Consider the following 23,139-nt stretch of genomic DNA (forward strand, 5'->3'; position numbering starts at 1 on the left):
CCATGAAACAGAGTAACGGAAAATTCTACGAAGACGAATACGAATTGGCCTTGTTAGATTTGCTTGTGGAACAAGGTTGGGAATATACTTATGGCGGTAAGATACATCGGCATAACAGGGATGTGCTGTTGCTCGATGATCTTACAAGCTATCTTAATCGGCGTTATCCTGATTTGACCGCACAGGATATTGAGGAAATTTCTAATAAGCTGCGCCATGTTTCGGGTCAGACTCATTTTGAAACGCTGCGCAACACTTATTATCTTATCCGCGATGGCTTCCGCTATGTACGGCACGACGATGGCAAAACATTCGACATTGACTTTATCGACTACGACGGAAGCGACAACACCTATCGCGTTGTCAACCAGTTTGAGGTTGGCTATGGTCTCGGTGATAACATCCGCATCCCCGACGTAATTCTGTTTGTTAATGGTATGCCGCTTTGCATTTTCGAGTTAAAGAATCCTGCCGATGAAAATGCAACTATTGCTGATGCCTACGACCAAATCCATATACGCTACCTACGCGACATACCGCATCTGCTGCGCTATTGCCCGCTATCGTGCATCAGTGATGCCACGGTAAACAATACCAAAATCGGTACGACTTATACCCCATACGAACATTACTACGCATGGAAAAAGGTCAACAACGAAGACCCGGTGGCAACTAAGGGACTTGACCAAGTGCGCACCATTGTGGCAGGAGTATATGAACCGAGCCGCTTTATCGAAATATTCCGCGATTACTGTTATTTCCCTGACAAGGACTTCGACAAGGAGCAGGAAATAGTATGCCGCTACCCGCAGTTCTTCGCCACCCGAATGCTCCGTGAGCATGTGCGGGAGGTATACGCCCGCGGCGACCGCAAGGGCGGCACTTATTTCGGTGCCACAGGATGCGGCAAAACCTACACAATGATGTTCCTCGCCCGTCAGCTCTCGCTCCGTTGCGCAGAACTTGGCTCGCCTACAATCGTAATGATTGTTGACCGCGATGACCTTCAGACTCAGGCGGGCAAACTATTTCTGCGCTCCACCGAATATCTGAGCCTCGGAGCGGCACAGGTTATTCCGAACCGCACAATCCTAAAACAGGAACTCGCAGCACGCGACTCCGGCGGTTTCTTCATTTGCACTATTCAGAAATTCTGCGAAGAAATCGGCGAACTAAACACCAGACGAAACATCATCTGTTTCTCCGACGAAGCCCACCGCACACAGCTCGGAACGGGCACGACCCTGAAAGTCCGTACACGCACAGATGTCGATGAACCCGAAACCGATACACAGGCCATCGCTACTACGGAGAAAGACGAATCAAAGATTGGCGCATTTGTCACCAAGCCATACGCAGAACATTTGCGCACAGCATTCCCTCATGCGACCTTTGTAGGCTTTACTGGCACGCCTATTGATGAGACCATACAGGTGTTTGGTGATATTGTAGACCGCTATACCATGCAACAGGCGGTAGATGATGAAATCACCAAGCCGCTCAAATACATTCCGCGTATAGCGCAGGTTACGCTCGATAGCACCAAGGTCAAAGAGATAGACGAATACTATAAGAAGTGCGCCGACGAGGGCGCGACAGATGCCGACATTGCTGCATCCAAAAAAGCTATGAGCGCAATGGAAGTGATACTTGCCGATGAAGAACGTCTGGAACGCCTCGCCGCCGACATCATAGCTCACTACGAAGCCGCATGCGCCAACAAGCCCGACGTGATACAAAAAGCTATGATTGTCTGCTCGAAACGATACATTGGCTACAACCTCTTGCAGAAATTCCGCAAGATACGTCCCGAATGGTTCGAGGAGCGTAAGTCACCTGATGATTCTGTTCTTACTACAGAGGAACTTGAAAAGCTAAAGCCCATACCGACAATCGCCATGGTAGCCACTCGCGGTAAGAACGACCCAAAAGATATGTACGATTATCTCGGCGACAAAAAGCGCATCAAAAAACTTGATGACGCTTTCAAGCAGGAACATTCCAATCTGCGCGTCGCTATCGTTGTGGATATGTGGACTACCGGTTTTGATGTTGATTGCCTGACTTATCTCTACAACGACAAGCCGTTGCAGAAGCATACGCTCGTGCAGACAATCAGCCGTGTCAACCGCAAATACCCAGGCAAAGAATTCGGTTTCATTATAGACTATATCGGCATCCGTTCCAACATGATGGAAGCGATGCACAAGTACGGCGGTACATCATTTGGTCCGAGTGAAGACGATGTGAAGCAAGCTCTGGAAGCTATGCTCATCGAACTTGAAATACTCAAAACCTTGTTCCACGGTTTTGACATCACTCCGTTCATTGACCCGGAGGCAAAGCCTATCGACCGTCTCGAGTGTCTGTCTAATGCTGCCGACTTCATTCTCAGTAGTACGGAGAAACTGAATGTAGCCGACGAGGGTAAGAAACCGCGCCTTGTTGATGCCAAGACATTCTTCCTCGCTCACGTCAAGCGACTGCGCATCGCCTATGACATTTGCCAACCCTCAAATGTGCTGACAAATGAGCAGAATACGCTCTGCCAATGTTTTATGGCTGTCGCATCTTATATCCGCAAGACCTCCAGCGAGAAGCACGACACCGAGAGCATGAACCGCGCCGTGGAAAGCATGGTGGCTGAAGCTCTTAAATGTAACTCAGTAGTAAACATTCTCGATACGGATGTAGAGGAGAATATCTTTAGCCCGGAGTTCATTGAGCATATCAACAATATACCAGCACCCGCCACTCGCCTCGAAGTACTCATCAAAATGCTTCGTCGCGCAATCTCACAGTATAAAGATACCAACAAAATTGCCGCTGAGAAATTCGAGGAAATGCTCAAAAAGACACTTGAAGAATACCATAAACGCCGCGACGCTCTTACCGCCGGAGAGGCTACCGCCACTCAGAGCGAGACCGTCAACGAAATAGTCAAGAGTGCGACCGAACAGGCTATTGAAATTCTCGGTCGCCTTGGCGAGGACAAAGAAAGTTTCCGACAGCTCGGCCTTACATTCCAGGAGAAAGCCTTCTACGACATTCTCATGGCGATGCGCGACAAACACAACTTTGAGTATGGAGAGGATAAGAAAGTTGGCACTCTCATTGTCAACGACAAATGCAAGATACTCGCCAAGAAGATTAAGGAACTTATTGACACACAGTCATCGTTCACCGATTGGCTGAACAATGATAATGTGAAAGCCGATCTCAACGGCAAGTTATTCTTCCTGCTCGCCAAGAACGGCTATCCACCCACATACAGCGACGAAGTTTTCAACGAAGTCCTAGACCAAGTAGAAAACTATAAGGAGCATCAATCTGCTCCACGTTTATATCGTGTTAATTCTGACTATTATTCATCTATGGTTGCAGAACCGTAATAGAAATATCCTTATGAATATGATAGCACCATCAAAAGAACAAAGTAAGCGTTCTGCAGCACATGTTTTTGCTGCTTTTGAATATCAATGGAATTACTTTGTTCTGCAACTATTAGGCATAATTGATGATTCGACTACCGTAAGTTTTGAACGTCTTGATGATGTTGATAAACAGACGGGAGAGAGCATAACGCTGTATCAAATAAAACATAGCGTCCAAAAAAATGCTAATGGTGAAACAATAAACCTAAGTAATCGTGATACAGACTTATGGAAAACTATATCTATTTGGATGAAGCTTATTGACGAGCAACCGGATATGTTAAATAGCCACAAGTTTGTGTTGGTGACAAATAAAGCAATTTCTGAGAATGCTTTTGTGAAAGCTCTTGAAAAATTTGGAGCAAATCAGTCTATCGACGAATTAAAATCAGCTCTTATTTCCATTCAAGAATCCGAAAGAGGCAATAAAGATAAGACCGATACCACCAAGAAGAAAAGCGTTGATATTTCAGAGATTATTACGGAATTGTTAGGTAAGTTGTACCTGTCACAATTTTGTGCACGAATCTCTGTTTCTGAAACCTCGGATTTATTGAAAAAAGAAATAAAGAATTTAATGGCCACCCGCTTTGCTTTAAGAAACAACCGCATAGAATGGGTTTATGATCAACTTATGACAAAATTAAGGGACGACTCAGTGAAAAATATTGAGAATGGTGAACCAGTATCTTATGCTGGGACGATTTTTAAAGAGCAATACCAGAGTGTAATTGATATTGGACGTCAGAAAATTCATTTCAGAACGGACTACGACCTTAATGAATTTAATGGCAATCCCCGTGACTTGTTATTTATGAAACAATTATTTGTCATAGGTGATACAAGAGAGGAGAATGTAGATGAAATTGCTGAACGCACGTTGTGTTGGTTATGCTTTAATAATAATCTTCATGAACATTGGGATGATAATGTAATCGTTCCAGATGATGTGAAACAATTAACCCAAAATGTATCTTCAGCATGGAGACGTTGTCACAACTCTAAACATAGAAGACTATCTCCAAATTGTACCGAGATAGAATTGTGTGAAGCCGGATGTGATACGGTTGATGAAATGAGAAAAGAACGATTTTCTTTAGCTGAAACTCCGTTAGAGCAATTCTTAAGCGAAGGGTGTATATATTACTACTCAAATTCTCCAACAAATATAATCCCCGAATTACCTTTAATTGGTTGGCATCGTGATTGGGAAGATAAATTTAAGAAGTCATGAACAGAGTCTACAATAATGAAGGAATAATTATGGCATGCATAGTCCGAATTCTCAGAGAAAGAGATATGGATATAGCTCTATTGTATCTTGTTAGTACAATCCTGATAGACCGTCAACTAAGTACAGGGTTGCATGGCTGCATGGATTTCAAGCAGCTTTCCAGTCGCATTAAAAATCAAGGACTAATATCTCGTAAATTAGATTCGTTTGGCCCATATTTCATAAATGCTATGATAATACTAACACAAAGCAAGATTATTGCTGTATCAGAAGGTGTACTGCGATTAATCGATCTATCCTTTCCTTCTGGAAAATTGAGTTCCAGAAGATTGGGTCGTATAATCAATAATGCAGATCATTTATTAGATATGTGCAAGGACTTATCAACCGAAGAAATTTATAACGATTTAAACGTACTCCTATGAATCTATATATTGAAAGCATAAAATTATGGTTCAAGGGTTTTAGTGAAGACGTCCTAAAGACGGTAACCTATCCATTCAAGCCCAATAAAATAAATGTTATTACAGGGGATTCTTCCACTGGCAAATCATCGATACTCGGAATTATTGATTATCTTTTCCTATCAGACAATCCTGTAATTGTAGAAAATATAGTTAATGAAAATGTGGAGTTCTATGGTATGCATTTATATCTTGATGGAATAAGTTACATCCTTATAAGAAAAGCTCCGTATCTTGGGAAAGGTTCGCAAGATGTATATTGGAAAAAACAGCAAGAATACCCAACGCCATATACCCCTACTCATACAGTTGGAGAGATGAGAACAATGCTTACGAGTATGTTCAATGTCCCGAAACATGATGTGAAGATTGGTCATAGAACATTTCCTATGACTTTCAGACATTTTTTACCATTTAATTATCTGACAGAGGATATTATATCATCAGCTAATACATATTTTGACACGGCTTTTTTTATGAGCCGAAGTTTTGATGCACACCTTGATTATGCCTTGGAGTATGTCAATGGCATTAGGTGTCATAATGGGAAAGAAGTAGAATCTGCAATTCAAAAGGCAGAAAGGGAATTGAACCAATATCAGCAGAAGCATCAAAAAGCACAAGCTGATGAAATAAAATATAAGGACAGTCTCATTTCTATTTATGAAGACGCATTGCGTCTTAACCTAGTCCCTGCCGACAATTTGTTTATTTGTGAAAATGCAAATGAACTACAACATTATATTCAACGAACTATAAATGAATACGACAAACTCATCAAAAACGATGAAGATACAAATAAATTAGAGAGACTTAAAAAACAAAGGGATGAACTTAATTCTAAATTAAGTATCTACAACTCTCTACTTTCGGAGATGGGCAAACAGAAAGATGCAGGAATAAAGATTCAAGACAGCCTACGTCCTATTTCCTACATTAGAGAGCACATAGATGAGGTCATTCTGTGCTCTGAAACGACAGAACTTCTTGATTTGTTAGAAAATCAACTTATACAAATAAAGAAGTCAAGGATAGAAACGCCTAAATTGCCTATTGATTTCAATGCAAGGTATGAAGAATTAAAAAAAGAACTGAAAACTTGCGAAAATGAACTAAAACGATTAACGTTTCTCCGTAAAACTATTGTTAATCCTAAATGGCTTAACATGGCTCTAAGTCTTAAATATCGACTGAAAGATTTGAAGAAACCACAAGCAGATGCTTATCTACCAAATGTTGAGCAAGATATGCTGTCAGAAATTGAATCATTGAAAATTCAATTAAAACAGATGTATTTATTGCCTCATGATGTGAAAGAGGTATTGAACGAATATATAAACAAATATTTTCGTTCAACCAATGGCATTGTAGATTCTTATCCAGATTCTTCTATGCGTTATGACGATGAGGAGCGTAGAGTTTCGCTGTTGAAAAATGGGGAGGAGTATCCTATTAGAAATGTCGGCAGCAAATCAAACTATATGTTCCTACACTTATGCTTTTTTCTAGGTCTCCATCGCTCTATTCTGGCACATCAGTCCGAACAGGTTGGCTCATTTCTATTTATTGATCAACCAAGCATACCGTATTACGCTGATAAAAACACGCTTGATAACGATGACAAGAAACAGCTAATCAAAGCTTTCGGACTACTCAATGATTTTATGAAAGATATTGTATGCGGCGAAAGCAATCATTTTCAGATTATACTAATAGAACATGCTGACGAATCTTATTGGAAAGATTTAGAGTATTTCCATACTGCGGCAAAGTTTTCAAAATCAGAAAATGGAGGTCTAATTCCTAAATATATCTATGAATGATGGTAAATTTTAAGTTAGGTACACCAGTAATTGCCACTGTACAAAAAGTTGGAAATAAATCCAAAGAAGAAGGGATCGCATTTGCTTCTAAAGCAGACGATATGTCGTTTGCTTCTGAATTCATATCAACATTGGTGAAAAATACGTTTAAGTTTGACACATTTAGCCAATTTGATTCTATTGACTCTCTGGACATGAATCCGTCCTATAGATTTGTACGTAAGATATTTGAAAACAAAGATGATTTTGTCAAACAATCAAATAACCTTGCAAGGCACCTTTATGACCAAAGTATACATCCGCACATTAGTAATGGTGAGTTTTATGTAATTTATATTGACGGTTGCATTATTAACGATGAGACAGTTGATGCTATTTTGTTACTCAAAACAGAAGCAAAAGATAGTTTTTTAACCGTGTCCTATGAAAACGGAGAATACTCTATTAAATCGCAGCTGGGATTGAGTACAAAGCATTTGGACAAAGGGTGCATAATTTTCAATATCCAATCAGATAAAGGATATTTAATCTCAATAGTAGAAACATCAACCATCCGTCAAGATGGAAGATATTGGTCTAATAACTTCCTTTATATAAAGGACATAATTACAGATTTCCAGTATACAGAACGTATAGCGGACTTTTGTTCTACAGTGGTTCATCAGATTAGTAAAAAGATTCCAGAGAAATCTTTGGATTTAGCTAAGGCATCCAGAAAAATTACTCAAATACTGCAGAATGATGGTAGAGAAGTAAATACGAATGAATTGATTTCGTCATTAGCAATCGATGATGAGGTGACATCCATGCTGTCATCTTATAAAAAAGAATATGAGGAAAGGAAAGGGGAACTGCCAGAGACTTTTAAAATTGCACAAAATGCTACGAAAAGAAAAGCCATAACGAAAGCAAATATCCTAAGAATTGGTTCTGATTTTGAACTTAAAGTATTAGATTCATCTGCCATTATTGAACAGGGATATGATGATGAGAAGAAACAGAATTTTCTTAAGCTATATTACAGATAGGTATAAAAGAGCATATGACAATTGACGATATAAGGACATTAATTGCAGCAGATGAGTCACGGACTCTGGAACTGAAGAAAACAACCGGTGAACTGAAAGACGGGATGCACTCAGCGTGCGCCTTTCTCAACACAGAAGGTGGCTGGCTGATTTTTGGGGTTGCTCCGAGTTCGTTGAAGATAATCGGACAGGAGGTGACAGACAAGACTCAACAGGAGATTGCTCAGGCTTTGGCAGGGCTGGAACCTGCGGTAGATGTACGAGTGGCGTATGTTGATGCGCCAGAGCGCCCGGGCTACCAGATCATAGCTATGCACTTTGATGGATGGGTATGGGGTGAGCGTCCGCACACCTTCCATGGTTGCCCGTATTATAAGGTTGAGAGTACAACGAAGGTCATGCCGCAGGATATGTATGACGAGCGTATTCGGGCACATCAACCTCAACTGTACGCATGGGAACGACTTGCTGCTGACGGTGTGACTTTGGCAGATCTTAACGAGAATCTGATTCGTAATGGCATCCGTCGAGGTATTGATGGTGGTCGCATCCCAGAGTCTGCTTTATATGAACCTACTGGAGATATTCTCGCAAAATGGAAGCTATTAAAGAATGGCGTTCCGACTAATGGTGCTGTACTACTTTTCTCCGACAAAATAGACGAGTATCCACAGTTTACACTGAGGATGGCGCGGTTTGTAGGAATCGACAAAAATAGGTTCCGTGATAACCAACGAGCCGAAGGCAATTTCTTCCAACTCTTAGATGCCGGAGTTGCATTTTGCTTCAAACATCTTTCGCTCAGTGGGGTAATTACCAACCATAGTTTAGAGCGTGAAGAACAACTTGAAGTGCCCTATCATGCGTTGCGCGAAGCTCTAATCAATGCCCTTTGCCATCGGTATTGGGAAAGATATAATCTAACTATCAGTCTTGCCATCTATGATGACCGCATCGAGATAGCAAGTCCCGGCACGTTCCCTCCGCAGATAACTCCCGAAAATATCAAGAAACCTCATGAGTCATTTCCTCATAACCTAAAGGTGGCGGAGGCACTTTATCGTATGACTTATCTGGAAAACTGGGGTAGTGGTGCGAAACGTATTATGGATGCTTGTAAGGCACAAGGAGTGGATGCACCCACTTGGGCTTCTGATGGCGGTTTCGTGACCGTCACCTTCAAGCGACCTTACTTCAAGACAAACACTCTTAAAACTGACAGAGGGGATAACAGGACAACTAAACAGGACAAGTACCGCTCAAGTACCGCTCAAGTACCGCTCAAGTACCGTCCAAGTACCGCTCAAGTTCAAGAAATAATTTTTTCAATGAGTGAAGACTATCTAACGATGAATGAAATAATGTCAAATATGGGATTCAAACATCGTACATCATTCCGAGAAAATTATTTCCTCCCTGCGTTGGAGGACGGTGCAATTGAACTGCAGTATCCAGAACAGCCAAAGCACCCAAAGCAAAAATATAGGCTCACGGAAGCGGCTAAAGAGTGGTTAAAGAATAATACCGATTCATCTAAATCGTAAAAGCAGCACCGCAGGTTTGAAAAGTTTTCCGACTTCGGAGGAAAACTCAGCCTCCTGCAAGGGCAAGGCGTTTTGAGCTGCTCGAAGTATTTTGAGCTGCCCAAAACATACCTTGCTGTGTTCAAGTGAACACAAGAATCCGTAAGAAACGGATTGATAAAAAAGCTTTCATAAGAGAACTACACCATACAAAGTCGCCTTTGAGTTTAGATGATAACACGTATGTATGGTCATACGTTAATACAACTGACCATAATAATATGTGACCAGTAATATGCTTTATCAGCCATATGTATAATTGATATGTCGTATGACTGATAATACGGCTAACTGATACGATTGATTTATAGTTCATTTTAATACACAAAGTAGCCGAACCTTTCAAATGCGATATAGGACAATGACTACAACATCAGCGCAATATGCTGCCACTTTTGGAAAATCCATTGTCGGATAACGGATTATATATTCCTTTGCGGCAAAAGAAACAATAACAGTAAAGAATGATGTATATGGAAATCGTATCTATCGAAAGAAAGACATTTGAGGCGATGGTCGCCAAGTTCGACCGCTTCGTCCACCGTATGGAAGCCATCTGCCAGCGGCACGACGAAAAGAAAATGAGTGAGTGGATGGACAATCAAGATGTGTGCCAGATGCTCAACATCAGTCCCCGCACATTGCAAACACTGCGGGATAACGGTACGCTTGCCTACTCGCAGATAAACCACAAGATATTTTACCGTCCCGAAGATGTGCAACGTATCGTTTCCGTTGTGGAGGACAGACGTAAGGAGGCGAAGTTCAAGGGCAAGACAAATTAACCACCATCTATAGTAATCCCACTAAATCCAAGTAACATGAATGAGTTAATCAACAAAGACAACGAGTGGATAATCCACTTCATGGGCAGTCTTGACCGACTGCTGGACAGCTACGAGCGTCTGACCGCCAACTATCGTCAGACATTGGGCGGTGAGCGTTTCTTTACTGACAAGGAAGTGTCAGCACGGTTGAAGGTAAGCCGAAGAACGCTTCAAGACTACCGCAACGAAGGAAGGGTAGCCTATATCCAGTTGGGCGGCAAAATCCTTTACCGTGAATCGGACATCGAACGGATGTTGAATGACGGCTACCGCTCCGCCTTCCGACAGAGGGCAACTTGATTAGCTATCTGATTTTCTTGAAGGAGCGCAGTTTGCCGTCTGCCCTATAATTTGCGGCAGCAATAGACTTACAACAAAAAGAAAAAGGAACGGCTTACGGATGAAGTACCAAAACTCTGCTTCGTCTGTAAGTCGTTCCCCTTCTTTGTCTTTTGATTTCCCGTCAGTCGCTTGTTTCCGTTGCTGGATGCCCTTTCTGCGTATGGTTGGCAGAGGCAAGGTTTTCGGGCTGAATACGCTCCGCAGGAGGAAGATTCTGCCCGAAACGGCTCTGCCGCTTGACCTTGTCGCTACCATCTGAACCATGCGCTACCTTTGCATCCGAGCATCGGGAACAAGTGCCTGACGGGATGAACTCAATTATACCATCGGTTGCTTCTTCTGCCACAGGGAAGAAACAATGTTATCGAAGCCTCTTTCTTGGTGATGCAGATTTCATTTACTACAAACTTTCTGAACAGGATACTTTCTCGGCTGCATATCCTGAACGCAACGGCGACAACCATTTCAAGGTTGTAAACATCATAACTGATGCCGTCCGTCTGCCTGATATACTTCTGCGTTTCAACCTCGTTCAGTTCCTTGTTCTTGTAGATGGACTGAATCGCCTTGCGAACAACACTTGAAAATACTCCGAAAAAGTCGGCTATCTCGAATTGGGTCATCCATATAGGTGCAGAGGGAACACCCACCACTCCGTTTTTACTGATTGTGATTATTCCTCTTTCCATACTCATCCCATTACTTTAGCCATCATGTTCTTTACATTATTCATATCGCGCAGGATGGAGGAATCCAATACACGTGCATAGTGTTGGGTCATCTTGATATTAGAGTGACCGAGCATCTTGGCCACATTCTCAATGCTCACACCGTTGGCGAGGCAGACAGAGGTTGCATACGAATGCCGAGCCGTATGTGTGGTCAAGGTCTTGTTTATCATGCATAAATCAGCAATCTCTTTCAGATAACTGTTCATTTTCTGATTGCAGGGAACAGGTAGCAACACATTTTTCTTTTGGCAAGTAGGATGTGTTGCGTATTTACGGAGAATGGCCATCGGGATGTCAAGCAGTGGGATGTTGCACATGTTCTTTGTTTTCTGGCGAGGCTTGCGAATCCAAAGATTCCCGTTTTGGTCTTCCACGATGTGTTCGGGAGCCAGTTGCTGCACATCTATGAAAGCTAACCCGGTGAAAGCGGCGAAAATAAAAACATCACGAACAACGGTGATGCGCTCCAATGAGAACTTCTTGTTGTATATGGTGAGTAGTTCATCCATTGTCAGGAACTCACGGATGACCTCCTTCTCGTGGAACTTGATGCCGATGAACGGGTCTTTGGTTATCCATTCGTTGGCAAGGGCGAGGTTGGTTATCTTCTTCAGACACTTCATGTAGCGGATAACGGTATTCTGCTGGCACTCTTTTTCTGTCTTGAGGTAAAACTCAAAGGCACGTACCAATTCGCCATTGACCTCTGTCAAGGGTAAATCTTCTTTTCCGTATTTCTGCTTGATAAGTTCCGCCAGATAACGCTTGCAACTTTCATAGCGGCGGACGGTAATCAGAGCGTAGTCCTTGCCCACAAGTTCACGGCATTGGTCGTTGTGCTCCTGCATCGTGCCGATGATGGTGCGGATAACCTCGGGCTCTTTGTCCTGCCCGAAGAACTTTTCCTGCAACAGACGTGCATGGATGGGAATGCCTTCGCTTTCCAATTCGTTGAAGATGCCATGCAGTTTGATTCTGGCCTCTTCAATATAGGCATTCAAGTCGCAGGACTTGCGGCTTTTGCCTTTGGCGCACTCCTTCGCCTGATTCCACAAAGCCGGGTCGATACTCTTGCGGATGTTGGTTTCCACTCGTGCACCGTTCACCGTGATGCGCATACACACGGAGGCTTCTCCGTTTTTCAGCAGTTTGGCTTTCTTGAGAAAGAAAAGCACTTTGAATGAGTCTCGTTTCATGTTCCTACAGTTTTATTTGTGGTACAAAAGTAGGAAACCATACACGCTTTCTTGATACGCAAAATGCTGCAAATCAGAGAGAAAGAATCTTATTCGGTGGAGATGTTTGCTCCACCTATTTTGCTCCACCTTTTGGAACACCAGAAACGGTAATATATTGCCGTTTTTTGCGTCCCGCCGGAAAACAAAAACTCCCGATTTCGTTTGGAAATCAGGAGTTTGCTGTGAATTGCTTTTCTTCTAAGTGGTGCCACCAGGAATCGAATGTTTTAATTCAAAGTCCTAATTTGCAGCACTTTAATATCTTTGGAAAAATCCCCGAACCACTGAATCAGCCATATGCCAAATTCACCAATTTTCGATAGATTCTCGTTAATCATCCTTTGACTTTACAAAGGTAAGTGTTCGGTTCTATTCCTCCAAATATTTATATAGTTATTTAAAGTGGTTACAAGTTATTTGTATAAAGTTTAGCTTTTGATTACTAATGTTTTAAGAAATATCATTCAAATGCCAATACTTTGTTTCTTTCCAATATTTCTATAATGTCCTGTTCCTTATACAGGATCTTTCCTCCTATTTTGTAATATGGCAATTTACCATTCATTCTATATTCAATGAGTGTTCTTTTGGTTATTTTGAGAGCCTTTGATAATTCTTGTTCTGTAATATAGCGGTTCCCGTCTAATATAGGTCTGTAGATTAAAGGATTTGCATCCAACATTTTGGATATACCTTCCATGGATTCAATAAATCTCTTGACCTCATTACTATCCTTATTCAATACCTGCTGTCCCATTTCCATTATTTGTATATGTTTTAAGGTTATTCCTTACATAGCTTAGAATATCTTCTTTTTTATAATAAATTTTTCTGTCTATACGACTGAAGGGGATTAGCCCTTTCTGTCTTAAAGACAACAGTTTTCTGTCTGATATATTCATAAGAATACATACATCCTGATTATCCAACCATTCATTCAGTTCAGATTTGGAAGGGTTCAGTCCTTTCAGTTGTTTTTCTATCTTGAACAATATGTCGTTCATTTCCATAAATGCACTGGCTTCTATGTTCACTATCTCCATAATCATTTGTTTAAGTGGTTGGTACAAAAATAGAATAGAAGGCTGTGGAACACAAGAGACTATCATCAAAGTGCATTATATTACATCAGATGTCATAGCGAAGCAACTGAACTATGCAGATCGGAGGGAGCTGAAATCCCTGTCTTATTTCGGGATTTTATAAGCAGACTATGTTTGGTTATTTGGGAAGGTGGATTTTCACTGTAATTGTGAGGTCGTATATGGGATATAAGGATAGCCGCCTTTGATTTACGGCTATGCGTCACGTCGGTCGCAGTTAATCCCTGTAATCTTTCCTTTAATTCCAATCCGTTTGCCGCCGCATTCTTTTTCAGGTGAATTTTCATGGCGTAAGCCATAAGGAAAATTCTCCTGAAAAAAGAAATAAATGCGGCTGGCAAATCAGGATTGGGATTTATCTTTGATGGAAGGGAGAAATATTTATAGGACTTCTTTTCTTTAAAATGAAAACTTTTCATTAAATTGCGCTCATAATAACAATAATGACTTTATGCAAGATATAAATAGACTGAAATTGGTTCTTGTTGAGAAGAAACGTACCAATAAATGGTTGAGTGAACAGTTAGGTATCAATCCTTCTACAGTGTCTAAATGGTGCACTAACTCTTCTCAACCTGATTTGGAAACTCTTATAAAAATAGCATCACTGCTTGAAGTGAACGTACAGGATTTGTTGAATACTCCTAAGGTATGAAAGTATGGCAATCAATGATAAAAAAGTAAAGTATGATTCCGGTATAAATGTTTTGGGTAGTATTCCTGATTATGGAGCAATGCTTGAATTTATTTGCGAGTACACAGGTAAGAAGTCAGAATCAGAGCAGGCGTTTTCTTTCAGAACACATAAAACCTTTAATAGATTCCTGGCTGCTATCAAAGCTTCCATTCTTCAGTTTGCCAATGATGATCAGAAGACTATGTTTCTTTCCGCTATCAGTTCAGATGATTTTTCTGTAAGAGAAAAATTGCTTGTATTGTTTTGGCAGTTGGTTTACGGTAACGCTCTTTTTGCAAAAGTGACCAAAGAAGTTTTTATGAGAGCTGTATATCAGGGAAGAACTTCACTTTCTGTTATAGATGTATTGAGCTTGCTGCATCATATAAAGGAAACGGAAGAGAGTGAATTGAACTGGTCGGAAGAAACTTTGAAAATAACAGCATCCAAGTATCTGACAATGCTTAAGAAAATGAACCTGGCTGAAGGTAAAACAGCTAAGGATATATGCCATCCTATCATTACAGGACAGCTGTTTGTTTATTTTATCCGTTGGATAATAGTTACATGTCCAGAGAACAGGACGTTGGAAAATCCATTTGTCATCTTTGGGTTTATGGACAAGAGAAGCATTATCGAGAGATTAAAAAAAGTTGAGTATCTTTCACTATGGCAGATCAGCCAGATGGGTGAAGATGTAACCATAGATTTGATAGACCATGAGTAGTACATTTCAGATAGAGCATAATCGTTTGTTTGGAGAACTGAGAGAAGTGCTTAAAACAGATATAGCGCGCATTACAGGTAAGGCAAATGGAGGAAGAAGCATCCTTTTTGTTTATCCTCCTGAAGATGATGATGCCTATATAGCGTATGCAAGAGAGAATTTTAATTCTGATGAATATTCTTTTATAGATTTAAGAACTCTTTTTACTGAGTTTGTTTCTGAACAAGGAATAGAACAGTTTCAGGAGAATTACAAGGAATTTGGAAATGAAGTTTTCTTTAGTGATAATTTCTATGAAGAAACTTTCTTCTATTATATAATTAAAGCTATAGAAAATTCCTATCAAATGAATAAGATTCCTGTCCTTGTTCATACAGGTGCTATTTATGGTATGGGCTTCTCCAATATCAATATTATGGAACATCGGATTGTGATGTCAGCCCAACTTCCATTGATTGCTTTTTATCCTGCTACTGTGGATAAAGATAACATTAACTTTTTGGGTAAGCAGATTGCTTCCAAATACCGCTGTATCGTAATAAAATAAATCAGAAACCTATTGATTAAAGATGTCTTATGAGTAAGATAAAAGATATACTCTCCATTGAATTGGAGAACGACATAAAGAATGTCATTGACTTGAATTCGCAAAATGAGGAAGATATAAAAGATGAACTGGATGGTTTTATCCTTACGGAAAGTCTTGCCAAACATTTATCTGATTTCCTTGATGTATTCTGTTCAGATATGAAGGAATCAGGAGTGTGGCTTAGTGGCTTTTATGGTTCCGGTAAATCATATTTCGCAAAGATGATAGGTTTCCTGATAGCCAATCCTGTTATTAAAGGAACCCCTATGCGTGACCGGTTTATGCCTAAACTTATTGGTCTTAAGAATAAGGAAATCATAGAGAATCAGATACGTTCATTGGGTAAGACAGATTATCAGGTTACTTTGTTCGACTGTGCCAAAGTAGATTCCAGTCATGGCATATCGTATATGGCTATGAGTCATTTCCTGTTGTCTTTAGGGTTTCTGAGTAACTGGATTGGAATGATGGAATTCAATCTGATGCTTGAAAACAAATATGACAAGTTCTTAGCAACAGTAAAGGAGCAGAATGCAGGAAAAGACTGGTATGATATAAGAAAAAAGATGTCAGCAGTTCCGGCTCTTAAAAAAGCCATTCTTACTTTCATGGCAGAAGATGAATATGAAGAAACCCGCAAACTGATAGATGAAAGAATAAAAACATACGATGCTACAAAACTGAAGGAGGATTTGAGTCTTTATCTGGAACATTATCCGGAAAAGAAAATCGTGTTCTTCATTGATGAAATGAGCGAAGCTTTAAGTCAGAAGAAAATAAATCTTCTGGATTTGGAAGGACTTTCGGAAGCCTTGTCTTCTCTTGGAAACAGAGTATGGACAGTTGGTATCGCACAACAGGCCTTTAATGATGTGCTGAATGCATCCGGACTGAATATTCATCAGCTTAATAAGGTGGAAGCCAGATTCAAGACTCGTATCCCTATAGCTGCCGAAGAAATTGACACTATCATCCGTAAGCGGTTGTTGGCTAAGACCGATTCAGGAAAAGAACAGTTGGAAGCCTATTATGATAAGAACAACGGTATGATTCAGGATATAACCCATATTGCCGGTGTTTCCTTGAATGCCACCAAAGATGAGCATACATACGCAGATTATTATCCGTTCTATGAGCATCAGTTCAAACTGTTGCAGTATTTCCTGTTCGGCTCAAGAGATACGGTAACTTCTCAAATCGGTACTCGCGGTATGTTAGTTTCTGTATTTGATGTATTGAAAAAAGAAGCTATGACAGAAGCTGACGTATTTACGCATGTCAATGCTACGCAGCTATGCCGTCAGGCAGAGGAAAATATTCCGGAAGCATTGCGTATGCGCTATGAACAGGCAGATAACCATATCGGTAAAGAAGGTATGAAGTATGTAGAAGGAAGGGCTTTGCTGCAAACCATTCATTTCCTGGAAAAAGCCAATGCTTATACTACAATAGAAAATATCACCAAGTCGTATGTCCGCAGACCGGAAGACTATTACAGTGTGCTTGCAGAAGTAAAGAAAGCACTTGAAATATTGGTAGAGCGTAATGTCTTGATTACATCCGGTAATCAGTATCGTATTACCAGTCAGATAGAACAGCAGATTATCGATGATATGAATTCATACTCTGCTGAAGTTTATCGTGTGCGTGCCGAGGTAACCAAAATATTGAAACAACAGAAAATCATCAAAGTTTCGCAGACATTAACTTCTGATGGACAGGCTATACCATTCTGTGTAGAGAACTCCCTTGGAGAAAACTTTGTAAATGCAGGAGAAAAATATATGAAGGTCAGCTTCTATGATGTCTTTCATGAAGATCATGCACAGCTTGTGGCTTCTGTAAAACAGGATACACAGAGCCAGAAAGGTATAATTAGTATCATCCCTTCATCTGTTTACGGAACAGAAATCTTTAATCGTGCACAGGAGCTTTTGAAGATAGATTATATCGAAACCAAGACTTATCATACTGCCGATGAGAAGAAGGTAGTAAACAATATTGTTTCTACTAAGGAAGAAAAGATGAAATTCCTTACTGAATTGATTAACAAATCATACACGGAAGGAACTGCAGTCTATCTCTTTAACACCTATCAGTTGACTGATGCCAATTACCAGAAAGAGATAGAATCTCTTCAGCGCAAGATGTTTGGAAATATTTTTTATAAGAGACTGGGAGCGTCTTTATCCGATTCATTGGCAGTTAAAGTGCTTACGGCAAACAGTACTCAGCTGACTACCATGTTTGGTGGTTCGGAGGAATTCCGTTTCTTCGATTCTGCCGGAAAGTTTATAGGTGAGAATTTAAGTGTATCTACAGAGATTTTAGAGAAATGCAAGTCGTACTGTACTGGAGATAAACTGGAAGAGGAACTTTCTGCACCTCCTACAGGGTATAAGTTCGGAACTATCATAACTTCTGTTGCAGCCTTATTCCGTGGCAATAAGTTGATAGCCAAGTTCAATGGCGAAGACTTCCATTCTGTATCGGATGCACTTGATGCTAAGATCTTCGACAATACCCGTAACTTTGCTAAAGCATCGTTCAAGGCGGTCATGAAATCCTTGTCTTATAATGACAGGCAGGAGATTGTAGATATTCTGAAAGAGGATTGCCAGTATAAGAAGATTACCGGAGAAAATGCTCCTTCTTACAATTTGAATGATTTTGAGCTGGTCGATTGCATCCGTACACTTTCCAAACGTATGATGGATAAGGTAAAGGACAAAATCATGGGCGATGATGAAATGGAACTTCTGTTCAAACGTTCTGTTCGGGCACGTAATGTATTCAGTCAATATACAGCAGCTGTAACGGATGCCAATTATATAGCTACGGCACGTACATTCCTTCAGGAAGCGGATGATTATATCAAGGCGGTAGAACAGGTACAGAAGGATTTGAAGTTCATAGACTCTGAGTTTAAGGCTATTGAAGAGGAACGTGTTTTTATTCAAAATGTGACGGAGGAATTCGACAAGACAGGAAATGATATGAACCTGATTCGTGGCAAAAAAGAACAGTTTGAAGAAGCACGTGAAAAGGATTTGGTGGCTAATGCTCCGTTAATGAAAAAACTGACTCAGGACATTAAGGATATTTATTATGAGGTAATGAAGCATAAAGCCGAATTATTGAGTGAAGAAGTTATAGCCTTATTTGCTAAAACAGATGAACTGAAACAGCAAATAGACCAATATCCAAAGGAATGGAATACCAAACTCTATCGCAAGGTTGAAGAATTGGAAAAATCATGGAAACGATATGCAACTGTCAAAGTAAACTTGGATAAATGGAGTGTGAAGTGTAGCAATACAGGCATGTTGTTGCGCGACATTGAATACAAAATTACGAATTTGGGTATAGATAAGCAGGAAGTTAGTTTGTGGGATACAGAGATTGTAACCCAAGATTCTGCACCTAAAAAAACGGATATTCCTAAATTACCTGATACTCCGACTCCGGAAGATAAGCCGGCACAACCCAAACCTATACAGCGCAATATGAAAGCGAAGTTGCCGAAGGGTACTACTTCTGTCGCTGAATATAGGTCTTGGCTGAAACAGCAGTTGGCGATGTTGAACATGTTTGGTGAGGATGATATTTTGAATTTTGATAATTAAGAATGTAAGATAGATAATAAAAACAGGTATGAAACTGATCGATCATGTACTCCATATACGCAGCCTGATACAGCAGGCTATAGATAACCGTTTCTCCCGTTTGGGACTGGAAGCATCGGAAGAAAATGAACTTCCGGAAAATACTTCAATCGGTAATAGAGAGAAGAGAAACAAACTGGAATCCATTATTGAAACGCATAAGCAGGCGTTAGGTGATGACTATGTGGAAGCGAGAAAGGAAACCATCAATGAATGTACCTTCACGCTCTTCAATCGTCTGGCAGCTCTGAAGGTGATGGAAGACAGGGAGCTTTTCCCGGAAGTAATCCGTCGCCGTGTGGAGCATGGGAATCTTTCCTATGCTCATAAGCAATGGCTGGAAGAACATGCGGATGAACGAAATGCGGAACGTATGGGCTTGAAGCATTTTCTGGAAGATAAATTTCAGGAGTTTTCCGAAAATTACAAGATTCCTCTGTATAGTCCGAATTATGCATACGCCATGTTGCCTACAGCTGATGAATTGTTTGAAATTATTACGGCTTTCAATGAGATAGAACAGGATGCGGATTGCGGTGCGGATATTTGGAAAGGTGATGATATATTGGGCTGGTTATATGAAAACTTTAATACAGTAGAGAAACTTGCGTTGAAAGATTCCGGTGATAAAACGGAATATGACAAGGTTTCTTTGCAGAGCCAGGTCTATACTCCTCAGTGGGTAGTAAAGTTTTTGGTGGACAATACATTGGGAAAGATGTATTTGGAAATGTATCCGGAGAGTAATTTTATCTATGATGAAGATGGTAAGGTAAAATATCTGATTGCTAATGCGCCTACTTCACAAATGCGTCATCCGAAGAAATTGGAAGAAATCAAATTGATAGATCCGGCTTGCGGTAGCGGAAACTTTCTGATTTATGCATTTTCACTGTTCTATGATTTGTATCTGAACCAGATAGACCAGTATGATGCCGATTATTCACGCAGGGATATACCGAAACTGATTGTGGAAAATAATCTGTATGGTGTAGATTTGGATGAACGTGCTGTACAGCTTACTCAGATAGCTTTGTTTATTAAGGCTATGCAACTGAAAGGACGTAGAGGGGCTATGCCTACTTATACACATGTGGTAAGTACACATTTTGAACTTCCAGAGTATTCTAAAGTGAAGGGAGCATTTATTTCAGGTTCAGACTGGAATGAAACTCAACAAAAGACAATTCATTCTATTTGGGAAGATTTGCGTGCTGCATATAAATTCGGCTCTTTGATTCGAGTGGAGGAGCAGTTGGATGCCTTGCTACCGGTAGATTCTTCAGATATGTTTGCCAATCAGTGGAAAGCGGATATGTTTGATTTCAAACATCAGATGATTACTACTTTGCGCAATCAGGTTCATCAGTGGACTGGTGAAGGCAGCAATGAATATTCATTAGCAAAGGCGAATGATTCCATTACGTTTTTGGATATTCTAAGTACGAAGTTTGATGTGGCTGTAGCCAATCCCCCTTATACGGATAGTGCGGATTTTGGAGCTGAATTGAAAGATTTTGTGAGTGCGAATTATTACAAGCCTTTGAAGTTTAACTCCAATCTTTATGCTTGTTTTATCAAAAGATGCTGTGAATTGGCAGGGGATGATGGTAAAGTGGGAATGATTCATCCTATGACTTTTATGTATATTAAAACATTTGAAGATGTTCGTAAATATATACTTACTAATACCCACATTAATTTATTTGTTGAATATGGTCTGAGTAATTTGTTTGGCACAGTGATGGTTGATCCTGCTTTCTATGTGTTAGAAAAGGATGGTGGTACTAAAAATAATGATTCATTATTTATTTCATTAGATCAATATACAAGGACACCTCAAGAAAAATATAAAAAGCAATATTGTCTGGAGGCATTAAATGATATTGTGACTAAATCGCAAAATAAGCATGTTTATCAACTACCTCAATCAAAGTTGAAAGGGATAAAGTCTTATCCATTTATTTATTGGATTTCGGATGAATTTAGAGAGAAGTTTAGTGATAAACTTTTAGACGATGTCGTAGATGTAAAACAAGGTATTGCGACAAGTAATAATAATAGGTTCCTTCGTTATTGGTGGGAAATAACAGGTTCTAATCAGTCATATTATCCATATTCTAAAGGAGGAGAGTATGCTAAATGGGCTGGAAATTTATGGATATATATCAATTGGGAAGAGAACAATGTTGAGTACATAAAGGTAAAAGGACGATTACAAAATAGAAACTATTATTTTAGGGAGGGTATAACATATTCAGGTAGTGGTTCTAAAGGAACATCCTTTAGAATTTTTCCTAAAGACTGTTTATTTGATGTTGGTGGTTCATGTATTTTCCTGACAGATATATATTCTAATCGATATTATTTGTTAGCCTTTTTAAATTCAAAAATTTGTTTTTATATAGCAGAATGTTTAAACCCAACAGTTAATACACAGGTAGGTGATTTACAAAGAGTACCTTTTATTATTCCATCAAAAGGAATAGAAGAATTAGTATCTGCTTTATCGGAACAAAATATATCAATAAAACATTACATTGATTCATGCTTTATCATAGATAAAAATTTTAAATCTTCTCCTATTGGTTATACTAAAGATATTAATTCTGAATTATTTTCGTTCTATGTATCAAGTAATGGTTATCTATCTATTAGCTTGTTAAATGAAGCTATAATTAATGGTAAAATATTTGATGTTTATGAACTGTCAGTCCATGATCGTCAAATGGTTCTTGATAAAGAGGGGCTTCCAGTTGGCGATTACAGTGTTTCTTCACAAGCCAAAGAAGCCTATAAAGAATGGCTGTCAACCAATACGGAATTCCCTGCTTCCCCAGAAGTATGGGAGCATATTGACTCTTTGGAGATAAACGAAGATCAACCGCATATTGATGACTTCGAATCACTCTATCAGAATAACAACGGATGGGAAGAATTCTGCATCAAGCATAAGATGAACCCGATAGAAGTATGGTATCAGTTTAAGAATGCCGGTATATTGCCGCCGCAATGTACACAGGTATTGGCTTTTGAACTGATAACCGATGTAATCCGCAGTGTATTGGCAAAAGATGATGATGGGGTAATCCCATTGACGGAACGTATGGGTGAAGAACAGTTAGCCGGTCGTATAGAGCAGGAATTGGTGGAGCGCGGATATAACTCAGCACAGATTTCACAGATTATTCAGTTGCTTGGAACACCATTGGATAAATATTTGCAGGATAAGTTCTTCAAACAACTGAGCGATCATCTGAATCTCTTTATGTATCTGCCAAAGACTCCGTTTATCTGGCATCTGACAAGTGGTCCGCATCATGCCATAGAACTGTATATCAGTATTTATAAGTGGAGCCGTGATACTGTATTCCGCATAAAGAGTGTCTATATAGCCAATAGGGAAACAGCCTTGAACGACCGTCTTTCGGGTATAGATATAAGTACCGCCAATGGTCAACTTGAAGCAGCAGAACTGAAAGAACAGCTGAAAGAGCTGAAAGTGTTTGCGGAAAAGATTGATGAACTGTTGGCAAGCGGTTACGATCCGAAACTGGATGACGGTGTAGGCAAGAACATTGCTCCTCTGCAAAAAGCTGGATTGTTGAGTTATGAGGTGCTGAATGCCGGACAGCTCAAAAAATACTTGAATGCTGACTGGTAATAGGATTACTA

The 23,139-nt window shown here is 40.0% G+C and carries 19 protein-coding genes; 13 read left to right on the forward strand and 6 right to left on the reverse strand.

Translation table 11 applies throughout. The features are described from left to right. Positions 1-2: 2 nt before the first annotated feature. From JXR92_RS08215 to JXR92_RS08250, 8 genes are all read left to right on the forward strand, one after another. Positions 3-3,392 carry a type I restriction endonuclease subunit R gene (locus JXR92_RS08215; protein WP_138345138.1) on the forward strand — a complete coding sequence of 1,130 codons (3,390 nt, stop codon included), beginning with the start codon at positions 3-5 and terminating at the stop codon, positions 3,390-3,392. Between the two features lie 13 nt (positions 3,393-3,405). Next, on the forward strand, positions 3,406-4,668 hold the full coding sequence (locus tag JXR92_RS08220; protein ID WP_138345140.1) for a dsDNA nuclease domain-containing protein: 1,263 nt from the start codon (positions 3,406-3,408) through the stop codon (positions 4,666-4,668). Between the two features lie 65 nt (positions 4,669-4,733). Further along, positions 4,734-5,093 (forward strand): hypothetical protein, encoded by a 360-nt coding sequence (locus JXR92_RS08225; RefSeq protein ID WP_226791311.1) that lies wholly within the window; start codon positions 4,734-4,736, stop codon positions 5,091-5,093. Then, positions 5,090-6,955, forward strand: coding sequence for a DUF3732 domain-containing protein (locus tag JXR92_RS08230; RefSeq protein WP_138345144.1), 1,866 nt, complete (start codon positions 5,090-5,092; stop codon positions 6,953-6,955). The genes JXR92_RS08225 and JXR92_RS08230 overlap by 4 nt, the downstream gene beginning before the upstream one ends. Next, a complete protein-coding gene (locus JXR92_RS08235) occupies positions 6,952-7,983 on the forward strand; it encodes a nucleoid-associated protein (RefSeq protein ID WP_226791312.1) in 1,032 nt (343 codons plus the stop codon). The genes JXR92_RS08230 and JXR92_RS08235 overlap by 4 nt, the downstream gene beginning before the upstream one ends. A gap of 14 nt (positions 7,984-7,997) precedes the next feature. After that, positions 7,998-9,527 carry an ATP-binding protein gene (locus JXR92_RS08240; RefSeq protein WP_138345146.1) on the forward strand — a complete coding sequence of 510 codons (1,530 nt, stop codon included), beginning with the start codon at positions 7,998-8,000 and terminating at the stop codon, positions 9,525-9,527. 512 nt (positions 9,528-10,039) lie between these two features. Next, entirely contained in the window at positions 10,040-10,351 is a 312-nt protein-coding gene (locus JXR92_RS08245) for a helix-turn-helix domain-containing protein (protein WP_138345147.1), read from the forward strand. 36 nt (positions 10,352-10,387) lie between these two features. Continuing rightward, positions 10,388-10,693 carry a helix-turn-helix domain-containing protein gene (locus tag JXR92_RS08250; RefSeq protein ID WP_138345150.1) on the forward strand — a complete coding sequence of 102 codons (306 nt, stop codon included), beginning with the start codon at positions 10,388-10,390 and terminating at the stop codon, positions 10,691-10,693. Positions 10,694-10,856: 163 nt separating this feature from the next. On the opposite strand, the gene JXR92_RS08255 is transcribed toward JXR92_RS08250, so the two are convergent. The 6 genes from JXR92_RS08255 to JXR92_RS08280 all read right to left on the reverse strand — a co-directional run bounded on the left by JXR92_RS08255 (position 10,857) and on the right by JXR92_RS08280 (position 14,226). Continuing rightward, positions 10,857-11,081 carry a hypothetical protein gene (locus JXR92_RS08255; protein ID WP_171030417.1) on the reverse strand — a complete coding sequence of 75 codons (225 nt, stop codon included), beginning with the start codon at positions 11,079-11,081 and terminating at the stop codon, positions 10,857-10,859. Beyond that, a complete protein-coding gene (locus JXR92_RS08260) occupies positions 11,050-11,424 on the reverse strand; it encodes a hypothetical protein (protein WP_138345154.1) in 375 nt (124 codons plus the stop codon). Before JXR92_RS08260 ends, JXR92_RS08255 begins: the two co-directional genes overlap by 32 nt. A 2-nt stretch (positions 11,425-11,426) precedes the next feature. Then, complete coding sequence (locus JXR92_RS08265) at positions 11,427-12,662, reverse strand: site-specific integrase (protein WP_138345156.1); 1,236 nt, start codon at positions 12,660-12,662, stop codon at positions 11,427-11,429. Between the two features lie 502 nt (positions 12,663-13,164). Further along, positions 13,165-13,461, reverse strand: coding sequence for a helix-turn-helix domain-containing protein (locus tag JXR92_RS08270; RefSeq protein ID WP_057099551.1), 297 nt, complete (start codon positions 13,459-13,461; stop codon positions 13,165-13,167). Continuing rightward, positions 13,439-13,747 (reverse strand): helix-turn-helix domain-containing protein, encoded by a 309-nt coding sequence (locus JXR92_RS08275; protein ID WP_171030419.1) that lies wholly within the window; start codon positions 13,745-13,747, stop codon positions 13,439-13,441. The genes JXR92_RS08270 and JXR92_RS08275 overlap by 23 nt, the downstream gene beginning before the upstream one ends. A gap of 92 nt (positions 13,748-13,839) precedes the next feature. After that, on the reverse strand, positions 13,840-14,226 hold the full coding sequence (locus tag JXR92_RS08280) for a hypothetical protein (protein ID WP_224200242.1): 387 nt from the start codon (positions 14,224-14,226) through the stop codon (positions 13,840-13,842). Between the two features lie 32 nt (positions 14,227-14,258). Here JXR92_RS08280 and JXR92_RS08285 point away from each other — a divergent pair, with 32 nt between their 5' ends. The 5 genes from JXR92_RS08285 to pglX are packed head-to-tail and all read left to right on the forward strand — an operon-like array spanning position 14,259 to position 23,128. After that, on the forward strand, positions 14,259-14,462 hold the full coding sequence (locus JXR92_RS08285; protein ID WP_057098613.1) for a helix-turn-helix transcriptional regulator: 204 nt from the start codon (positions 14,259-14,261) through the stop codon (positions 14,460-14,462). Between the two features lie 4 nt (positions 14,463-14,466). After that, positions 14,467-15,210, forward strand: coding sequence for a BrxA family protein (locus JXR92_RS08290; RefSeq protein WP_057098612.1), 744 nt, complete (start codon positions 14,467-14,469; stop codon positions 15,208-15,210). Beyond that, positions 15,203-15,757, forward strand: a complete 555-nt coding sequence (locus JXR92_RS08295) for a hypothetical protein (RefSeq protein WP_057098611.1) — start codon at positions 15,203-15,205, stop codon at positions 15,755-15,757. Before JXR92_RS08290 ends, JXR92_RS08295 begins: the two co-directional genes overlap by 8 nt. Before the next feature lie 29 nt (positions 15,758-15,786). Beyond that, a complete protein-coding gene (brxC, locus tag JXR92_RS08300) occupies positions 15,787-19,425 on the forward strand; it encodes a BREX system P-loop protein BrxC (RefSeq protein WP_057098610.1) in 3,639 nt (1,212 codons plus the stop codon). Positions 19,426-19,453: 28 nt separating this feature from the next. Beyond that, complete coding sequence (gene pglX / locus JXR92_RS08305) at positions 19,454-23,128, forward strand: BREX-1 system adenine-specific DNA-methyltransferase PglX (RefSeq protein WP_117815157.1); 3,675 nt, start codon at positions 19,454-19,456, stop codon at positions 23,126-23,128. Positions 23,129-23,139: the final 11 nt, after the last annotated feature.

It is taken from the genome of Bacteroides parvus (genome assembly GCF_017309675.2).
GTDB classification, from domain to species: Bacteria; Bacteroidota; Bacteroidia; order Bacteroidales; family Bacteroidaceae; genus Bacteroides; species Bacteroides uniformis.